The sequence below is a fragment of the Azohydromonas australica DSM 1124 genome (assembly GCF_000430725.1).
GTDB classification, from domain to species: Bacteria; Pseudomonadota; Gammaproteobacteria; order Burkholderiales; family Burkholderiaceae_C; genus Azohydromonas; species Azohydromonas australica.
This window is the reverse complement of record NZ_KE387209.1, coordinates 21,774-40,144: the sequence shown is the minus strand read 5'-3', so window position 1 is coordinate 40,144 and position 18,371 is coordinate 21,774. Positions and strand designations below refer to the sequence as shown.

At 63.0% G+C, this 18,371-nt stretch carries 15 protein-coding genes; 3 read left to right on the top strand and 12 right to left on the bottom strand.

Annotated features, from left to right (window positions below):
• The first annotated feature begins 575 nt into the window (after positions 1-575).
• The 3 genes from H537_RS0130560 to H537_RS46390 are packed head-to-tail and all read left to right on the top strand — an operon-like array spanning position 576 to position 4,086.
• Positions 576-1,703, top strand: a complete 1,128-nt coding sequence (locus H537_RS0130560; protein WP_238446860.1) for an ABC-three component system protein — start codon at positions 576-578, stop codon at positions 1,701-1,703.
• Positions 1,700-2,188, top strand: coding sequence for an ABC-three component system middle component 2 (locus H537_RS0130555; RefSeq protein WP_029000924.1), 489 nt, complete (start codon positions 1,700-1,702; stop codon positions 2,186-2,188). Before H537_RS0130560 ends, H537_RS0130555 begins: the two co-directional genes overlap by 4 nt.
• Positions 2,188-4,086 (top strand): P-loop NTPase family protein, encoded by a 1,899-nt coding sequence (locus H537_RS46390; RefSeq protein WP_156902028.1) that lies wholly within the window; start codon positions 2,188-2,190, stop codon positions 4,084-4,086. The genes H537_RS0130555 and H537_RS46390 overlap by 1 nt, the downstream gene beginning before the upstream one ends.
• A 273-nt stretch (positions 4,087-4,359) precedes the next feature.
• Here the strand turns inward: H537_RS46390 and H537_RS0130545 are convergent, their stop codons facing one another.
• The 12 genes from H537_RS0130545 to H537_RS0130495 all read right to left on the bottom strand — a co-directional run bounded on the left by H537_RS0130545 (position 4,360) and on the right by H537_RS0130495 (position 18,360).
• The gene (locus H537_RS0130545) at positions 4,360-5,415 is read right to left on the bottom strand and encodes an IS630 family transposase (RefSeq protein ID WP_029000923.1); all 1,056 of its coding nucleotides are present in this window, start codon (positions 5,413-5,415) and stop codon (positions 4,360-4,362) included.
• 96 nt (positions 5,416-5,511) lie between these two features.
• Entirely contained in the window at positions 5,512-6,045 is a 534-nt protein-coding gene (locus H537_RS53565) for a hypothetical protein (RefSeq protein ID WP_156902027.1), read from the bottom strand.
• A 65-nt stretch (positions 6,046-6,110) separates the two neighbouring features.
• Positions 6,111-8,246 carry a DotA/TraY family protein gene (locus H537_RS51655; protein WP_238446859.1) on the bottom strand — a complete coding sequence of 712 codons (2,136 nt, stop codon included), beginning with the start codon at positions 8,244-8,246 and terminating at the stop codon, positions 6,111-6,113.
• Positions 8,247-8,272: 26 nt separating this feature from the next.
• On the bottom strand, positions 8,273-8,860 hold the full coding sequence (locus tag H537_RS0130535; RefSeq protein WP_156902026.1) for a hypothetical protein: 588 nt from the start codon (positions 8,858-8,860) through the stop codon (positions 8,273-8,275).
• A gap of 26 nt (positions 8,861-8,886) precedes the next feature.
• On the bottom strand, positions 8,887-10,104 hold the full coding sequence (traW, locus tag H537_RS0130530; RefSeq protein ID WP_029000921.1) for a conjugal transfer protein TraW: 1,218 nt from the start codon (positions 10,102-10,104) through the stop codon (positions 8,887-8,889).
• Positions 10,101-13,169: a putative type IV secretion/conjugal transfer ATPase gene (locus tag H537_RS0130525; RefSeq protein WP_029000920.1), complete on the bottom strand. Its 3,069-nt coding sequence runs from the start codon at positions 13,167-13,169 to the stop codon at positions 10,101-10,103. Before H537_RS0130525 ends, traW begins: the two co-directional genes overlap by 4 nt.
• Before the next feature lie 13 nt (positions 13,170-13,182).
• Positions 13,183-13,938, bottom strand: coding sequence for a hypothetical protein (locus H537_RS46385; RefSeq protein WP_051243684.1), 756 nt, complete (start codon positions 13,936-13,938; stop codon positions 13,183-13,185).
• Positions 13,939-13,969: 31 nt separating this feature from the next.
• Entirely contained in the window at positions 13,970-14,413 is a 444-nt protein-coding gene (locus H537_RS0130515; RefSeq protein ID WP_029000919.1) for a DUF6750 family protein, read from the bottom strand.
• A gap of 28 nt (positions 14,414-14,441) precedes the next feature.
• Complete coding sequence (gene traQ / locus H537_RS0130510) at positions 14,442-14,975, bottom strand: conjugal transfer protein TraQ (protein ID WP_029000918.1); 534 nt, start codon at positions 14,973-14,975, stop codon at positions 14,442-14,444.
• Positions 14,976-14,988: 13 nt separating this feature from the next.
• A complete protein-coding gene (locus H537_RS53560) occupies positions 14,989-15,837 on the bottom strand; it encodes a hypothetical protein (protein WP_156902025.1) in 849 nt (282 codons plus the stop codon).
• 31 nt (positions 15,838-15,868) lie between these two features.
• Entirely contained in the window at positions 15,869-17,197 is a 1,329-nt protein-coding gene (gene traO / locus H537_RS0130500; protein ID WP_043460748.1) for a conjugal transfer protein TraO, read from the bottom strand.
• Between the two features lie 8 nt (positions 17,198-17,205).
• Entirely contained in the window at positions 17,206-18,360 is a 1,155-nt protein-coding gene (locus tag H537_RS0130495) for a DotH/IcmK family type IV secretion protein (RefSeq protein ID WP_029000916.1), read from the bottom strand.
• Positions 18,361-18,371: the final 11 nt, after the last annotated feature.

Genomic DNA, 18,371 nt, shown 5'->3' with positions numbered 1-18,371 from the left:
TGGCGCGGCGCGGAAGAGGTTGTCGTCCTCGTGTGTCCAGTCGACCATGGGCATCAACGTGGGCCAGTCTTCCGCGGCTTTGCTGCCTTAGACGCCAGGGCGATGCCGCCGGGCCACCGCCGGTGCACGGCGGAGTCGTTGGCGCCTCGCAGCCAGCGATTCAGATCATCCGTCGTCACGGTGGGTACCTGCAGTCGGCCAGGAGCGGACAACTGCCCCCCGCTTTGAACTTCCGCTCCAAGTTGAACCCGGTCACTCGCGTGAGCCCATCCTGACCTCGAGATCCAAATGACAGGGTTCAACCTGGTTAACCAGCAGCTCTCGACTCGTATTAGGCGGTCGGGCTAGGTTCAGCAACTTGATGAACATCGATGCGGCAGCAACTCATGCCGCAAAAGTCGACCGAATGGTAGGGCAGCAGTTTAGGGATCCGCTGCCGTCTCTCCGCCCTCATGGGTCGAGACAAGCTCATGTCTCCGACATGACCCGAGCCGCCGGCTTGAAATGCCGTCCGATTACCGTGCTGTAGCGCGAGACAGCAAGCCGAAGCGATTCATTGAGCGGTCTCGACTCGCGTGCTGTCCAATTTCAATGACAATGCAGCCAAAAAGACGGTTTCAGAAGTCATGCCAACAAAAGCAGGGACAGCCCGCATGCTGCGGAGCAACCGGTTGGTCGCCAAGGGAGGCGTCATCCAACCGTCAGCGCAAGTACTCCTCTTCAATCCCGACCAGTGGGAGGAGTTCATCTTGGCCGCTACCCGGAAACGTACCCTTTCGAGCGGAAATCCGTACGCCTTCGTGAAGCGTCTCGGCGGCGCCGGCGACGGTGGTCGAGACATCGAGGCACGCTTTGGCAAAGACTTGGTTCGAGACCAGTGGGATCTCTATCAAGCCAAGCACTACAAGAACGGATTGACGCAAAGCGACGCGTATCCTGAGATGGCGAAGTTTTTCATGCAGCTGGCGTTGAAGACATACCCGCGCCCTAAAACCTACTACCTGTGCTGCCCGCGAGCTGTCGGCAACGAACTCCACAACGCCATGGCCGCTGGATCTGCGTCATTCAAGGCCACGTTCATCGCTGCTTGGCAGAACGAGACGCACAACATGAAGGGAAAGGCCGCAGAGCTCACGCCAGAGGTCATGGCCGCCATCAACGACTTCGACTTCGGGCAATTCGTCGAATGCCAAGTTCACGAGCTCCTGACGTGGCACAAGCTCGACCAAAGGGCCCACAACGAGCTCTTCGGCATCGTTGCCGAGCGCGGAGACGACGCGCCCGTGCCCACCGCGCCCGCTGCGCACGAAGGTGGCTACATCGCAGAACTTTTGAACGTCTACACCGAACACCAGCAATCGCCCGTGACTCTAGCCGATGTAAGCAGCGGCGACTACGCCGAGCACTTCATGGCGCAGCGCCAAGTCTTCTACTGCGCCGAGGGCCTCCAGCGATTCAGCCGAGACATCTATCCGAATGAGCCTGAGTTCGAGCGCTTGCTCGAGATGGTGCACACCGGAATACGACCAACGGTGACTCAGCTGAAGCTCAAGACAGGTATGGACAGACTCGACGCTGCCGTCGACAAGGCGTCGTCGCTTCAAGTACGAGAGAGCCGCCTATCGCCTCAACTGCGTGGCGGTGACCTTCCCGGCACCTGCCATCATCTTGTCAATGAAGGCAAGCTTAAGTGGGTTAAATGAAAAAGAAGTCTAGACCCATCGCGACGTTCAACTCGCCATTCGAACTCGGCGTCCGGATGGTCTACCTGCTGAACTCGCTGCAGCCTGCAGGTGCCGACCTACAGAAGCTGGTGCTGCTCGACTATGCCGTCGTCTATTCCGACGACCTTGGGGGGCCGCCGAGCCTGCACACGCCAGTTCCCTTCCGAGGCAGCGAGTACCTGAGTCGCCGGGACCTCATCGCGCAGGGCCTCTATCTTATGAGCACGCGCGGCTTGGTCGATGCGGCGATGGACGAAACCGGCATCACCTACTTCGCCGGTGAAGCCGCCAGGGCGATGGTTGGCGCACTGACGTCGCCGTACCTACGCGAGTTGGAAGGCCGCTGCCGATGGGCAGCGGCCGCGTTCGCTGAGCTCAACTCGCGGCAGATGACGGAGAGGTTTGCACAACAGGGTTACCTTTGGGGGGCGGAGTTTGAAGGTGTTAGCTCGAGGGGGCATTAATGGCAATAACACTGAAAAAACTCTCCGTGCACGGCCCGGCCCTCGTTCCGGCCGAGGTGTCATTCAATCCGATTCGAACGCTTATTCGTGGTCCCAGCGACACCGGCAAGTCGCACATCTATGACTGCCTCTGGTTATTGCTAGGCGGTACCACCCCTCTAGAGCAGTTCCCCGAGTCGAACGGGTATGACTCGCTAGAGTTGATCTTCACAGCAGGCAAGCACGAGTACGTCGTCCGCAAGGGGATAGCTGGTGGGGCCGCTGCATTATTCGTTCGCATGGATGAACTCTCGGTCGGTGAAGGCGACCCGAACCCATGGGAGCAAGTCGAGCAAGACCTCAGTCAACTCTTAGTCAAGCTATCGGGGGCGGAGGGAAAACAGGTACTGCACAACCGCAGTAAGAAAGGTGCAATTACTGGGGATGACCTGCGCCATTGGGCGTTGCTGTCACAGACCGGCATGATTGCCAAGGAGCCTGCCAGCGGGCCGAAGCAATTTGCTCCGAAGCGAATTGCTTCCTTCTCACTCTTTTTGACTGGCCTGGACGATGCTGCCGTACAGCTCTATATGAGCACTTCGGACAAGGACCGAATTGCCGGACAGCTCAAGGCCGCCGAAATGGATTTGAAGCGCACAGCTGCAGGCATCCCCGCCGACGCCGACCGTGCCGCAACTGCCACTGCCCTTGCCCGCGTCGAGGATGGCCTCGACCGACTATCTACTCAACACGAGGCACGCTCCTCGGTGCTTCGAGAGTTGCGGCGGCGGATTTCGTCCGAGGGCATCAAGCTCAGCGAGGCATCGACTCGCTTGGCCGGCGCGACGTCTATCCGAGAGCGCTTTTTGCTGCTGGAACAAAAGTACTCTAGCGACATCGCGCGCCTGGGAGCCACGGACGAAGGCATCGCCTTCTTCGAAGTACTGCCGGAGACGCGCTGTCCGCTATGCAGTACTCCGGTCGGACAACACCTCGACACTGCCGACCTGGGACCTAGGACGCCTAAAAAATACCGAGCGGCTATCGCGGCTGAAGCGGACAAAATTCGTGAGCTCCGCGCAGGACTGCTGCAGTCACTCAAGCACGAGGAGTCGCGCATCGCGGAGGCGACCTCTGACGTTCAGCAGCTATCGGCCTCGCTGGAGGTTTTAGAACGAGAAGAGGCGTCCGTCCTTCGGACAGCCGGGCATGAATTCGACGTCGACCCCCGTCACCTGGCAGAGCAGCACACGCAGCTTTCATCATTACTTGGTACCTTCGATGAGGTCGAGCGTCTAACCAAAGAAATCAACCGGCTCACGGAAGCGAAGAAGCAAAAGAAGACGCCGTTGAATCGGAACATTGGCTTCCATGGCGATGAAGTCGGCAAGTACGCTCGCGAGATGCTGGCCGCATGGGGCTTCACCTCGATTCAATCCGTCCACGTCGACGCAGAGACGGGCGACCTTGTTCTCGACGGTCGGCGTCGACTGAGTTATGGAGCAGGCAAGCGGGGTCTATTCCGTACCGCCCTCACCATCGCCCTTATGAGACACGCGATGAAGATGGGGCACCCGCATTTGGGAGTGGTCGTTCTTGATTCGCCGCTGAAGGCTTACGCCCAAAAGGAGTTAGTTGATGCCGACCGCGATGTCCCATTAGCAACCGTGAATGAAAGCTTCTACGCCTGGCTCTCGAAATGGTCGGGCCCCGGCCAAATCATCGTGCTAGAGAACGAGCCGGTTGACCCGGGGGTTGCTGCGGTTCTGCAAGCCACAGAGTTTACGGATGACTACGCAGAGGGCCGGCAAGGGTTCTATCCGCCGAGGTCGGGCATCGGGGCGGCGCCTCCATCGCCGGCATCCAAACGCGACTCCAAGCCGCCATCTGAAGCGACGGACGGCGAGGACCTGGGCTAACCGCGAAGGGGGTTTCCATCCCCGCCCGGTCAGCTTGGCGATTCTTACCACCCTTAGACCCGTCAACTTCGAGCGGCTCCTGACTCTGCAAAGCAGCCAGCCGCAGGACGGTCACGAACGTTCGCCTTGGGCACATACCAGCCGGCCACACGCTCCGCGCTCGGCAGGGCGTCTTAATTTCAATCCGCGACAAGGATAATTATGTAAAATCAAAGGTACGGGTAGGAGTGCGGTTGGTGCATGAGATTATTAAGCTGGCAATAAAAAGCAGCCTCACGTCGCAGCATAGGAGGTATACCGATGCGTGAAGTAACTCTTGAGGTAGCTTGGAATGGTTTCGAGCCTTGACATGAAATCTGTCGTCATTTGACGCAGGGCTGAACCGTTCTTTGCTGACGGCTTGCTGCGCAGATGAGTCTTCAAATCGCGATTGAGCCACTCGTCCGGATTGTGCTCAGGCGAATACGAAGGCAAATGGAATAGCTCAATCAATCCCTTGCGATCTTCATGCGCAATCCACCGCATCACCTCCTTGGCATGATGGACACGCAAATTGTCGACAATCAAAAATATCTTTCGGCCAGCGTTATCCCTCATCAGCGCCGCCATGAAAGAGATGAATCGCTCGGTATTGATTGCTCCTTCATGCAACTCAAAGTGCACCAACCCTTGGTTGGTAATAGCAGAAATCATCGAGATCGACGTCCAGCGCGTTGCATGGGTCAACTCCGGCGTTTGACCTTGCGGGGCATAGCCACGAACCCAGGCCGTGTCTTGGCGTACCGCTGTCTCATCGCCCCAGAAGATCAGCGCGCCTTCGGCCTTGGCGCGCTTGGCAATTGCCGGGTACGTATGCTGCAGCCAATGGTCAACGGCCACCGGATCCTGCTCTTTTGCCCGCCGTGCCGGCCGCTGCGGCGTATAGCCCCAGCGTCGCAAGTATTCCCCAACAGTGCGCAGCGGCATGTCCACGCCAAACTTGATTTTGACGGCTTGCTGTACCGCTCGCTGCGTCCACATCGCCAACGCAATTCCGATTTTCTCCGGACGTTCTTGCAAAATCACATCACGCAATTCCCGCTCGTTTTCTAGGCCGAGTGTGCGATGAGTGCCTACTTGCCGTCCGCGCTTGAATGAAACCACGCCCCCTAATTCAGGATTATCCAGGCAGTAGCGGCTGACCCAACGTTTCATCGTCGTCAAGCCAATGCCAAGCAATTCAGCGATGCGAGTCCATGAAAGTTTCTCTTCATGCCGCAGCCGATGGGCCTGTCGGCGCATCAGTTGCAGTGCTTCCTCAGACTCCTGGCGGGCATCATGCGGTTTCATCGCTCAATTTTACATTGGTCTGTTTTAAGTTGCTGAGTTAATAATGCAATCCCAGTTTTTAGTTCATTTGGTCCACAATGTACTGAAGCCAAACGCTTATTGTTTTAACGTGCGAAGCCAGACGCTGAAGTTGTCGACTTGGTTTTGAGGCAAGTTAAGGCCAATCGTGGGATGGGATGGCGAATCGGTCGCTAATGTGAGCGAGGCGGGTTTATTGCCATGTCTGATCAATTCCCATCCGCGGATATCTTCGTAGTTCAAAATTTCTTCCGTGCCCTTTTGCATGTCGATATAAAGAAGTTTGCGATGTTGGGGATCTAGTGCAATCGCTCTGTTGTATAAGAGTGCTGTTGCTTGTGCCAGCGGAGTAAATTCCCTGCCTTTGTTGGCTTGAATTCTTTCTGTCAGGCGCGCATTTAACTTTCTTGGGATGAATCCAAACCAAACATAGCCAAGAACGAAGTACAGTAGTGAAAAAATAATTACTGGTATACTGACGTCAGGTTCCTCGGAAATTCCCGACATCAAAAAAATAATAAATGTCGGTACGACAAAAACTAGGCCAAATATATAAAATGGCCTAAGAATGAACCATAGAAGACTGCCCACATTAATCCCCTTGCTGTTCATTCCATGTCAGCATTCCAATGCGAAACGGCTTGGTAGCGTAGCACTGGCTGACATCCTTCGTCCCACTACGACGACTTAAACCCATCGCCTGCTCGTGGCGTTCTAGGCCCCTTGTCTCCGCGAACGATCCGTTCTAGTCGATTGAAGCTGTCTTCCATCTTGTTACTAAAGACTGCCACCGCCTGACGCATGCGATCGTTGTCTTCACGTCCGAGCGTCGACGAGGCATGCCCGCCAATCCACGCGATGACTTGATCTGGAACGATGAAGATCAGGTTGAAGCATGTATGGACCAGATTCATCGCCATCGATGCGTAGACTGCCATAAAAAATAGAACGCTTACTAAACCCGTCATTGAATCAAATTGGACATTGGCAATGCCTATTCCAAACAGTTGATTGAGCAGTGTCCCGCCTGCAATCAGGCATGCGCCTCCAAGAAAGAACCCGCAAACCATTAATAAAGGCCGAACCATAACATTTAATAGAAATACCCAGCCATAGGTGCTATGGTTGCCTACGCCATCACCTCCATCTCCGCGTAGGTGAGTAACCGCCCAGAGAGGTGCAGCAATAACAGCTTCGCCGACAACAATTAGCCAATTAATAGCTGCGCCGAACCAGATAATGGTGGGGACCAGTGGCAAATAGACTGATAGTGCGCCACCCAAAAGAAACAGCGCGACAACAATCATTAGCAAGATTGAGCTTATTTTGGATATGACGCCAGCAATTTTAGAGCCTATACCACCGACATCGATCCATTTTGACGCCAGTTCTGCCCCTTTTGCCGCTGCTAGAACGGCAAGGCCGGTGTCTGCGACAGCAATTGTGTAATCGCCAATGTTTTTCATCTTGATCAACGGATTGACTTGGCCTAAACCAGCGCCGCCAGCGTTAATGTTGATTAGAGCGTTTACAAAACGCTGTCCAGGAGCAGCGAAGACACTACCGATTACCTTGATTGGATCTTCGGCGACGGCGGCGCGTGTGTACTCGCCCGTGCTGCTGGTTCCGATTGGCGGCGTGTAAGTTGATCGGGCTTGTTGTGCTTTGTAGGCCATTAAAGCTGCTGAATATAAGTTCAGCATTGCTGGATCGCCATTCGCTGCTACACCATACACTGATGCTTTAGCACCGACAGCATCGGACAGTTTTGTATTCGCTTGTGCAAAAGTTTGATACCACGCACCTAACGTCCACCAGCCGGATTCGGTTAGTACGGCGCTGAGCTCAGATGCCAAGCGTCTAATGTCGCCTTGTTTTTCTGCGGCAACAGTATTGACGTATTTTTCATAGTTTGCAGCCGCAAGTTGAATTGCAGTTTCAGCGTCGGGAATTGCTGTGCCAGGGTTCTGTTGTTTTTGAGCGATTGCGTCAATGAATGCGCTTGCGGATTGGTTTAAGTCGGCCTGCATAATCTGCAACGCTTGGAGATGAGCATTTCTGATTTCTTCGAGCGGGATGCTTCTGCTGAACCAGCTAGTGGTTGCGTCGGCTGACGGAATAAATTCATTTACAGTAGAGCCGCCACAAACAAAGCTGCTGTTGCTGAGCGTAAAGCCGGTGGCTGTTGGGTGGCGATTGATGTATTCATTGCCTGGTATGAGAGCGCCATTCTGTGCGGCTACAGCGAGCGCCCTGTTAATCCCGTGCATGCATAGATGTGCTTCGAATAGACCCTGAGCGAGTTTCACTGTACTAGGCAAAACCGGCTGCGTTACCATGCTGTTGCCAGTATCAAAAGCCGCGGTCGCTTGATCGACGGCCAAATTTGCGCTGCCCACGCCAATTACTGAGGCACCCCAAAGCATAAGGAGTTGGGCCAGCGACCAGCCATTTGGCGTGGGAACAAGCGAGGCGACGCCCCACAGAATACGGATCGGTCCCCAGAGGATGTGCTTTTGCTGGTCGAATACCGTGCCGTCATGCGCGGTCTGCGAAAGCTTGCGCACGAAGTGGTAGCAGACGATGAATCCGCCAATGACCAACAGCGTCGCGTTCGTCACCATGAAAATACCGGCCAGGACGGTATCCGTGCCGCCGGCGGCGCTCAACGGGTCGTTGACGACGTTGCCGAAAATCGCCACCAGTGCTTCGCGCGATTTGTCGCCGGAGCGGTTCGCTGCGCCAGCGATCTCGCCCAGCGTCAGCTGAGCAAACACCGGCATCGCGATCAGCGCACCAGCCAGGATCGACACCGCGCGCCTCAGAAGCTGCCTTGTGCTCATGACCTGTCCTTTCGGCCACGCCCGAACTCCGGATCCAGCACGGCCAACCACCAGCGCGGCACTTCGCGCCTGAAATCGGCGAGCCCGCCCTTCTCTGCACGCGACAGGCGCCGGTTGTCGAGCTGCCAGATGCGGAAGTGCGCGCTCAACGCCAGCACGAAACACAGCGGCTGGCTGCTTGCAAGGCATAGCAGACCGAAGAACAGCGCGCCCACCGAAGGTTTCACCAAACCCCATGCGATCTGCATCAGCGCAGCCAGCGCGAAGACCGCCGCCATGGCCAGCGCCATGCGTTTCCTGGCCACGAAGGATCTGCGCAGCTCGGGAATGGACATGGCGTCAGGCCCACGCTGAGCCATGGCCTGCGCGAACGAGACGTCCTCCGGTTCGGCTGGGAGAGTCTGCCCTTTGGCTGGCTGCTCCTTGATGCCGGTGACGGCGCGCTGTGCCTGGCTGGCGAGTTTGCGCAGCACCACCACGTTCTCGCGCGTGCGCTGGGCTTCCTGCTTGGCCAAGTGCGCGGTTTGGCGCATCGCATGCAAAGGCAGCAGCACGCGCAGCAGGCCGCGGCCCACGGCGCGCACGCGGCTGGGTCGGGTGTCGCCGTCCATCATTGGCCCCCCATGCGCCCGGACACCGCCCGGTACTTCTGGGCCAGGATCGGTTCGTACTCCTGGCGTACGGTGCTGGCCAGCACTTGGCCGCTGATGATGTTGCTGCGGCGGATCTCGCTCTTGAGGCCGGCAAGCAGCCAGGCGTTGAGGGCGTTGACGCGGATGAGCTCGCGGGTGAGGTTCTCGCCGCCCATGGATTGCAGGTCGGATTGGTAGGCCGTGTTGGCGTAGCGGCGGCCTACTTCGAACGACTCGAACTCACGCGCGGACATCACGTTGGTGGCTCGCGCACGGGGCGATGCCACCTGGGTGAAATAGGCGCTGGCCGAGGGCGACTGCAGCGCCTCCTTGAGCAACTGCTGCGTGTCCGGATTTGGCGTGCTGTCGACAATCTGCTGCTCTGCAGGGTCGGCCGCGGCCGAGAGCACGGCGTTGAGTTGCGTCACGAGGCCCACGTACTGGGCGCCCGAGGCCGTATCGGCTTCGCCCTTGCGCAGTTGCGGTCCGACCGAGCGCCGATAAGCGTTCTGGACGTACATCAGCGCCGCCTCGACCTGTTGTTGTGAAAACGTCAGGTCGGGCGCCTTCCCATTGGGCCCGGCACCGATGTAGAGCGAATCCACGCGCTTGTCGGCGCCAGGCATGTTGGTCGAGACGGCCGGACAAGCCTTGCTGCCGCCGTAGGCGGCGTGGTCGTCCGCGTCGCAAAACTGCACGTGGACGTTGGACGCGCGCGCGGCGTCGACTTCCTGGGGCACCCCTGGGCTGTTGACGGCTTGTGCTATCGCGACGTTGGTGATGGGAACGCCTCCGCGTGAGCGCACGCTGCCCTTCATGGCGGCGGCGGTCGCCGCCACCTGTGCGGCGCCGCCCGAAGCGGACTCGCTGCAGATGCTGGGAGCCACCACGTAGCGCTGACGCGCATCCTCGTAGCGGCGATTGCGCTCCTGCGCCGTATCGAACTCGCGCTGCGCCCGGGCGGCCGCTTCGACCGTGCTGGAAACCTTCGAGGTCTGCTGGTTGATCGCCGTGCCGATCTGGTAGAGCAGGTTGTAGAGGTTGGTGTGCATCGCGTTGACGGACGTGTTGAGGGCCGTCACAGCCGCAAGCACCGCCGCATCGATGACCGGCCATGCCGCGAACGCGGGCTGGGACGCCGCCAGGCAGGCGGCCAGCGCCATGGCGCGCCGGGGCGGAAAGCGCAGGTGGTTCATTGCAGCCCCCCTTGCTGGTTTCGCTGTTGGCTGGCGTGCTCGTGCAGCAGGCGACTGGCCAGCTGCGCCACCACGGAGCCCTGTGCCCCCTCGGGGGCGTCCGCACGCATGCGCTCGATGGTCTCGGTGGCGGTGCCCAAGGGGAAGTGGTGGGCCAGGAGCTTTCGTGCCGCGTAGGTGCCCAGTGCCTCGTACAGCCGCGTGCGCAGCGAGACATCTTCCGAAGTCGTGGAGAAGGCCCAGGCCTCCACGGCACCCACGGTGTTGGTGAGCATCTGCACGACAAAGCCGCGCTTGGTCTTGAACAGCGCCAGGAAATTGCCGCCCTCCTCGGCGTTCGGACCCACGGCATCGCGCTGCAGCCGGCGGATGGCCTCCTCGCTCACGTCGAATTTCTCGCGCAGCACCCGCTCGTCGCCGGGGCTGCCGCCACGCATGACGTAGACGCACGTGGCCGCCCCCAGCAGGTCGTCCGGGAAGTCCGCCAGGAACTGGGAAAACGCCGCAATGCGGATGCCCCATTCACGCCCTTCCCGGCCGTCCTTGATGATCGTCGACGTGAACGCCGCCAGGCCTCCGGTGTTGTGGAACTCGTCGTAGCTGATGTGCTTCTTCTCGTCACGGATGTCCGCGACGCGCTGGCGGTGGTACTCGCGGTAGAGCGGCGGCACGATCGGCAGCAGCAGATCCTCGCGCAGGAAGTAGTTCCGCGCCGCCAGGTACCGGGCGAACATGTACATGATGCCGGTGCGCAGCATGCCCTCATCCGACTTGCCGCCGATCACCTCGTTGAGGTCCATGCCCACGACACGCGTCTCGCTGCTGATCTCGAATCGGGTGCGTCCAGCGAACAGCCGGTAGCTGGAACTGGCCGAGTGGAAGCAGCGGGCCATGTAGTCGAGCAGCCGCTCCTGCCCCACCATGGCCGTGCCGTAGAGGCCGACGACGCTCTCGTGCTGGAGCGCCGCGATGAAGTCCGTGAGCACGGGCGAGGCGTGACGCTGGGCCAGCGCCGCCTCCCGATGGAGCCCGTGGGCAAAGAGCATGTCCGTGACCTCGTACCAGGTGGCATGCAGCCACCAGTCCTCGGCGTCGTGGCTGGCGCGAAGGCCGCTGGAGCTCAGCGCTTCGTCGACCACGCGCTCCACGCCCATCTCGTACGTGTTGGCCTTGACCTGTGCCAGCTCCCCGTACACGACGTTGAGCAGCATCTCGTTGACGCGGGCACAGTCGCCGGGGGCGCTGCGGGACTTGGCGTCCGAGCACAGCGCGGTCATGAAGTCGGTCTGGAAGTCGAATTCGCGTGCCGTGGGCCGGCGTGCGCCGAGCTGCGTGTCCCAGATGTTCACTGCGTACTCCGGGTCATTGCGCAGGCGCAGGTAGATGGCCTCATGGCGGCGGTGCTGCGGCAGCGAATCCTGGATGAGCTGGATGAGGCCCGCAGAGCCGGGCTTGACCTCCACCATCGTCATCAGGGGCAGCCGCGCACTGCCCGGGTTGTGCAGCAAGGCGTTGTTGATCGAGTTCATCAGCGTCGTCTTGCCCGAGCCGGGCGGTGCCGCGCCGAGCTCGATCCAGGTGTCCTGCAGCCGGCTGCCCGGCTGGATCGGGAAGATCTTGCCGTCCGGGGTGCGCATGACCACCGTGCCGTTTTCGCTCCAGGGGGTGGCCGGGCGCTGCAGCGGCGCCATGAGCAGCGCGTCGTCCAGCGGCGGCACCCAGCGGTTGGCGATGTTGCGGGTGGTGAAGGCGGGAATGGTGGAGGCCCACGCCGCCATGGGGTCGCCGTGCACGTCCGTGACCTGGCAGGTGCCCCAGGCCTGGAGCGCCTTTTCCAGGGAGGCGGCGCGCTGCTTGGCTTCGTGCTCGCTGTGACCCCAGGTCGATGCGGTGACCTTCATCGAGAGGATCGCGTCGTGCCGGCTGCGCTCGAGCAGATCCTGGAACGACTGCTTGATCATCTTGTTGGAGGGGAACATGCCCGCGAAGGCGAGCATCATCTGGCGGCCGCGCATCTCGTTGAGCCCGCCCGGGCAAAGGTCCAAACGCATCCGCCAGGGCATGCGTCGGTCGACGTTGCGGAACAGCTCGCCAAAAGGTTGCGGCTCCTGTGGCCCAAGCTCCAGCGAGAGGTTGGCGTGCCACAGGTCCTCGCTGCGGATGAGCTCGCCCTCGATGTCCACGGACGTGGTGGAGATCTGGTAGCCGATGAGCGGAGCCGAGAGGTCGGAGAAGTCGCGCGCATCCTCGCGCCCGTGCGGGAAAAACCGGTCGCCCGGCAGCACCGGGCGGAACTTCTGCGATGTGCGCTCGCGATTGACCATGATGCGCAGCCGCTTGATGGCCTCGTGCGCCCCGATGGGCTTGAGCATGATGCCCGCGGTACCGGCCTGGCCGCACTGCTCGAAGTCCTGCTTCACGCGGGCCACCATCGTGTCGTGGCGGTACTTCATGGCCAGCAGCACGGCGGCCGGGTTCTGCCCGAAGTCCAGGTAGGGCAGCTGATGCTGCAGCGCCCGTTCCACACGCTCCTTGAGCTCGCGCTTGGCCTCGTCGTCGCTCATCACGTTCATGTGCGTGTAGAGCACCATGAGGTTCTGCTCGTAGGCCACCAGCGGGGCATTGCGGCGCACGCGGTCGAGGATGATGTCCTCGCTGTGCAATCCGATGCGCCGGGCCGTCTTGATGAGCGGCTCGGCCAGCCGCATGAGTTCGTCGTGCGCTCGCTCGGGGTCGCGCTCGAACCCGATGGACAGCGAGTGGCCGGGGCGGGCCATGTAGCCGTTCATCTTCACGCGCAGGTTGTCGACGATGGCGGCGAAGTCCTGCGCGGAGGTGAGCTGGTAGCTGCCCTGCAGGTCGAACACGGTGACCAGCGCATTGGCATCCGTGACCAGCACGTAGGGGTCCTGCAGGCCGGGCATCCGGCGGAGGTCGTCGTCGCTCAGCGGCAGGGCCGTGACGAGCTCGCAGTACGAGGCCATGTCGCGGCCGATGAGGTAGCGGCCCACGTGGGCCAGCAGGGACTCGACGGCAGCAGCACCCTTCTCCAGGATCCCGGGCATGAAGGCACCTCTTTCAGGTCGGGGCGTGCAGCACGTCGTGAGCGGCCGTGGGCCAAGCCGCCACGGGCCAACGGGCGGTGAGCTCGTCACGCCACTGGCGTGTGGCCTCCTCGACGATCTGCGGGTTGATCACCAGGGCCAGGTTCTCGAACGCGATGCAGCGGCGCATCCGGTCCTCATGCGCGGTACGGGCGATGGCCGCGGCGAACGCGCTGGGCTCGCTGGTTCCCCATGACTGCTCGACGTACTCGTGGTGCGACGCCAGCCAGTTGAGCAGCCGCTTGGCATCCTTGCGCGCGGCTTCGTCGTCGCACTGCATCGCCACGAGGATCGTGCGCAGCAGGTGGCTGACGTCGCGAGCAGTCAGCCCCGGCAGGTAGACGATGAGGCCTTCGCCCTTGCGCAGCTGTCCGAGGTGCGCCCAGCGGTGGCAGATCGCGTCAGCCACGGCCAGGTTCTCGGCGCGCACGTCGCGGTGGTTGTCGTTGCGGTTGTGGACCTCGTTGGCAAGCGACTCCAGACCGCAGAACATGCACCGGTGGCTGTGCCGCTGCAGTGTCGTCCTGCGCAGCGCACGGTCCTCAGGCGAGTCGGCGAAGGGCTCCACCGCCTGCGGCGACGGATCCCCCCAGACGATGCTCTTGGCGGAAAGGACCAGCGGCGCCAGCGCGGGTTGCTCGACGTTCGAGCCCACCGCGCCGGTGCCCTGCCCGCTGGCGCTATCGGGCGTCGAGCCTGGCAGGGTGGCGTGCGGAGACTGCGGGGCCATGGTGGCGTGCTGCGCCTGCGCGCCGAGCCCTTCAGGGAGCGAGTCCCGTGATGCCCACGGTCTCGCCGGCCTTGACCAGCACGAAGCCCGTGCCGCCCAACGCCGCGCCGCCCAGGAACGGGATGACGATCTGGCCGCCCTTGACCTGGCTGTTCTCGCCCTCCTTGCCCTTGCGCCACCAGTTGTAGCCGCCGTAGCCGGCGGCGCCGAAGCCGCCCGCTGCCAGCATCTTTCCGAGCGAAACCTTCATCGAGTCGGCCTGCGTGGCGGCTGCCGTGAACATGTCGGCAAAGCCGGCGGCGTGGGCCCCGGCAGCCAGTCCCAGCAGCGTGACGGCGGCACCGAGCTGCACCATCCGGCGCTGCTGGGGATCGGCGCTGTACTGCGTAACGGCGGCGCAGGCCGTGAGCTTGACGTGAACGAAACGGCCGGCCTCGTCGACCACTTCCATGGGGTTGAACTTGCTCAGGTTCATGATGGCCTGCTCCAGTGCGGGAGGTAGATCACCAGACCAGGCCGAGCGTCGAGCGCAGGCGCTCGATCATGTCGGAGATCTGGACGAGACAGGCGCCGCCGAGCATGTGCGTGGCTGCACGCCAGACGACGTCATCGGCGCCGTGCGAGGAGTCCCCCGCGACGGCAGCTTTCCTCCAGAGCAGCACGCCCCGGAAGAAGAAGTAGCCGCCCGCAACGCTCACGAGCGTCAGGACGGCATTGATGGCGGCAGCGAAGACGCCGAAGCCCGCTGCGCCGGTGTAGGAGATCGGTCCGTAGGACACCGTGCCCGTGCCCATCGAGTTCCATGCGGCGTTGATGAGCTGGGACAGGTTGAGCATGCATGCCGCAACGATGGCCACGGCCGCGACGTCACCCAAGGTCAGCGAGCGTTGCCCCGGGAACTGCGAGGCGCGCATCATCCTTGCCACGATGTGGCCGAAGTACGCCGTGCCGCACAGTGCCGCGACGACCCACAGCAGCTTCCACGCCGGCGCCGTGAGCTCGTTGGCCAGGTTGACCATCATCGAGGCGAGATCCATGGCCGGCTCCTGGCTACAGGATGTCGCCTTGCGTCGTCTGGACGCGCCGCGCGACGGGGTCGATGCGGGTCACGCGCATGCCGTCCACCACCGTGCCTGGCTCGACCAGGAAGGTCCGCTGGCCCACCTCGATCCACGCCTGCCCGGGGTAGATGGTGTTGATCCGGTAGCCGGTGAGCACCCCTCGATCAGCCGACTCGGCGCGGCGTTCAGGCGCAGAGCGGGCCGTGACGCCTGGCCTGAACCGCTCGGCAGTCGCTGCCACACGAGGTCGCGGGGCGCCGGGTGGCGTGCTGCGGGCGGCCGCGTGGTCGGCTCGCAGCCCGACGAGTTCGCTTTGCATTGCCGCCAATTGCGTGCGCAGGGCCGCAAGCTCGTCCACAACGGTCTTCTCGGCCAACGCGCTCGGCGGCACGGCCGCTGCGGCGCTGGCCGGTAGGGATGCCGGCGCGCCTGGCTGCGCAGCCGCCGCCAGCTGCGGCGGTTGCTGTGGTGCTGGCGTTGCATCGCGTACCCCGCTGCTGGGGGACATTGGCGCGGCCACCGCCGTAGCGGCTGGACCAGTGCCCTCCGCGCCTGCGACATAGCGCGGCGTCGTCATCAGCGCGCCCGCGCTGGGGTCGTCCTGCTCGTTCGATGTGCCGCCAAACGGGTTGCCGAAGAGAACCACCGCTGCCAGCACGAATATGCCGGCGGCCACGTGGTACGGCTTGACCTTCGTGTGCAGCCCGGGCTGGAGACAGGCGGTCGACGCTGCCGTGACGGCGGCCGCGGCGGCCGGTGCTCCCGCAGCAGGCGCTGGTGCCACGGGCGCGGAGAAGAAGTCGCCTTCCTCGGCGGCCGGGGTGATGGATGGGTCCACGGTGCACCTCGTGCTTTGGATAATCCGGGCCTTACTGGTTCGGGGCGTAGGGGCTGGGTACGTACGGCGGCGTGAAACCCGGGGGTGGCTGCAGCGGGACGCCTGGCACGACGGGCGGTACGGCCGGTGGCCAGCCTTGCGCTGCCGCGGGAGGCGGCAACGGGCTGCGCGTGTTGCCGCTCGCGACGGCGGGCGTGGGCGTCGTGTTGCCGCGTACCTCGTCGCTGGCAAAGACCGGCGCGAGGAAGCGCACGCCGATGGTGGTGTTGGGCGGCACCAGCACCTGCTTCACCGGCATGGCCGCGGCGTCATGCGCGAGAACGTTGCCTGCTTGCTGCGCGGCACCGCCGACCACGGCGCCAGCGACCTGGCGGCCGCTGACCGACTCCGGCGCGGTGATCACGGCGCCGCCCAGCGGTGAGATGACTGTCGTGCTGCCGCTGCGCTCGAAAAGCTGCCCCACGCGCCCGAGGCCCGTGGCCAGGGCCGGCAACACGATGCGGCTGAAATAGCGGTTGTTGACTTCCCCGGAGAGCGCCGTGCGCAGTGAATCCTTGTCGACGGCCTTGGCGTTGATCTTGTAGGTGCGGCCGCGCCAGGTCATGCCGGTGAACGTCATGTCCACGGTGTTCTCCAGCCGCTTGTAGCCGGGCGCAAAGACGTGGGCCCCGGCGTAGGGGCCGGCAGGGATGGCTGCTTCGACCAGGGAATCCTCGTCGGTGTCGATGCCCGTGCGCAGCTCGGCGGCCACGAGCTCGTAGCCGGGCACCAACTGCTCGCCCGGGGCGTCGGCGAGCTGCTGGGAAGACGGGGGCGCAGCGGGCTGTGGTGGCTGCAGCGATGCCGTGTAGGCCTTGCCGTCCTGCGCAACGATGGCCAGGCCGTGCTTCTCGGCGGACCAGTTGTCCATCAAGGCCTTGACCTGCTCTTCGAGCTGCCCGACGCGGTCGGGGTCGACGGCAAGCTGCTGCTGCACGCTGACGGTGGCTGCAGGGGGCGGCGCGGACGCTGCTGCAGCCGGTGCCGATGCCGGCGCAGGAGCGGCTGGCGGGGCGTCTTCAGCCATGCCTGGCGGTGTGCTCACGCCACGCGTGGAAGGCACGGACACGTAAGTGCCGTTGCCTGCCTTGGCTATGGCCGCGTTGCGCTGGTTGTATTCGTCGAGGATCTGCCGGTAGCGCGCCGATTCCTCGGCAGCCACACCCTGCCCGTTGCCCGGTACCGCGGCGACGTTGGACGGGGTCGAACGGCTGCTTTGCCACCAGGAGTAGCCCAGGTAGCTCACGCCGGCAACACCGACGAGAGCCAGGGCCGCGACGACGACGGTCTGGCGGCCGAAATCTGCCTGGATGTGGGTCATGGCGGCCTTCAGGGCAAGTCCAGCTGCAGCGTCAGAGAGCGGCCCGCGTCGCTGAGGGTGACGTAGGGCGTGGGTGCGAGGCGGTAGACGCGCGTGCCGTCGCTGGCGGCCAAGGTGTTGTCGAACGCGGTCTGGATGTCGCGGTCGGTGCGCACGAACAGGGCGCCGGCGTACTGCCACACCTCGGTGCGCGGCGGTACCTCGCCGCGGGGCTTCAGCCGCACGGCGTCGTTGGGCGGCAGGCCGTCGAGGAAGGCCTGCAGCGTGTCGTCGTAGAGACCGATCTTGGCGATGCCGGGCACAGCCGCCTGGGCCCAGGGGCTGCGCCCGGGCACGCGCAGGTCGAGCCGGTAGTCGACTTCGCGGGTACGCCTCCGGGCGTCGGGCTCCCCGCCCACGAGCTTGATGACCACGGGCGTGGCCAAGCCCACCAGGAAGGCGGTCAGGTTCGCCTCCTCGTAGGGGCTGAGCATGGTGACGAGGACCGAGGGCGAGCCTTCGATCCACTCGGCCGTGGCGACCCGGTTGGGGTTGGACACGCGCGGGACGGCCCCCAGCGGCCATGGCGCTCCCGTGGCGTCGAGGAACACGACGGTGGAGGATTCCCCGGGCAGCGTGCGCAGGATGGGTGGTGTTGCGCCGGGGGACAGGTCGACCGAGATGGAGCGGATGCGTGGCGTGGTGCGCACGGGTCGGTCCGCCTTGGCTGCGCGGGTCTCTTCGAACCGCCTGCGCAGTTGGCGGATTTCGGCGCCCTTGAGCGGCGCCACCATCGAGTTGGCGCGCTGGTAGTCGGTGGGCGGCACGAGCGGCGGCAGCGGTGCCGTGCCGTTTTGCGCTGCACCGGCAGGGCCGGCCGTCGCTGGGGCGCCACCGGCGTAGTTCGCGGCGCCGTAGTTGGTGGGCGGAAAGGCCGCCTGCATCTGCTGGCTGCGGGCCTGCGCCTGTTGAGCAGCCTGGGCGGCCTGCGCCGCTGCAGGGGACGGCGGGAACGCCGCCGGCGCAGTGCCGGATGGTGATTGCACCCACCTTCCAGGCGTGGCTGCTGATGCGGCTGCGCCTGGCGGCACGGCAGCGGCGGGCGCTGACGGCTGGGCCTGCGCCAGCTCGGCGGCCAAGACAGCCATGGCCGTGATCACGACATACCCCGCAGGACGCTTCATGCGTGGCTCCC

Excerpts from the sequence above, each read along its gene's own strand:
- H537_RS0130555 (WP_029000924.1), top strand. The coding sequence starts at position 1,700 with ATGAAAAAGAAGTCTAGACCCATCGCGACGTTCAACTCGCCATTCGAA.
- H537_RS46390 (WP_156902028.1), top strand. The coding sequence starts at position 2,188 with ATGGCAATAACACTGAAAAAACTCTCCGTGCACGGCCCGGCCCTCGTT.
- H537_RS0130545 (WP_029000923.1), bottom strand. The coding sequence starts at position 5,415 with ATGAAACCGCATGATGCCCGCCAGGAGTCTGAGGAAGCACTGCAACTG.
- H537_RS53565 (WP_156902027.1), bottom strand. The coding sequence starts at position 6,045 with ATGAACAGCAAGGGGATTAATGTGGGCAGTCTTCTATGGTTCATTCTT.
- traW (WP_029000921.1), bottom strand. The coding sequence starts at position 10,104 with ATGAACCACCTGCGCTTTCCGCCCCGGCGCGCCATGGCGCTGGCCGCC.
- H537_RS0130525 (WP_029000920.1), bottom strand. The coding sequence starts at position 13,169 with ATGCCCGGGATCCTGGAGAAGGGTGCTGCTGCCGTCGAGTCCCTGCTG.
- H537_RS46385 (WP_051243684.1), bottom strand. The coding sequence starts at position 13,938 with ATGGCCCCGCAGTCTCCGCACGCCACCCTGCCAGGCTCGACGCCCGAT.
- H537_RS0130515 (WP_029000919.1), bottom strand. The coding sequence starts at position 14,413 with ATGAACCTGAGCAAGTTCAACCCCATGGAAGTGGTCGACGAGGCCGGC.
- traQ (WP_029000918.1), bottom strand. The coding sequence starts at position 14,975 with ATGGATCTCGCCTCGATGATGGTCAACCTGGCCAACGAGCTCACGGCG.
- traO (WP_043460748.1), bottom strand. The coding sequence starts at position 17,197 with ATGACCCACATCCAGGCAGATTTCGGCCGCCAGACCGTCGTCGTCGCG.
- H537_RS0130495 (WP_029000916.1), bottom strand. The coding sequence starts at position 18,360 with ATGAAGCGTCCTGCGGGGTATGTCGTGATCACGGCCATGGCTGTCTTG.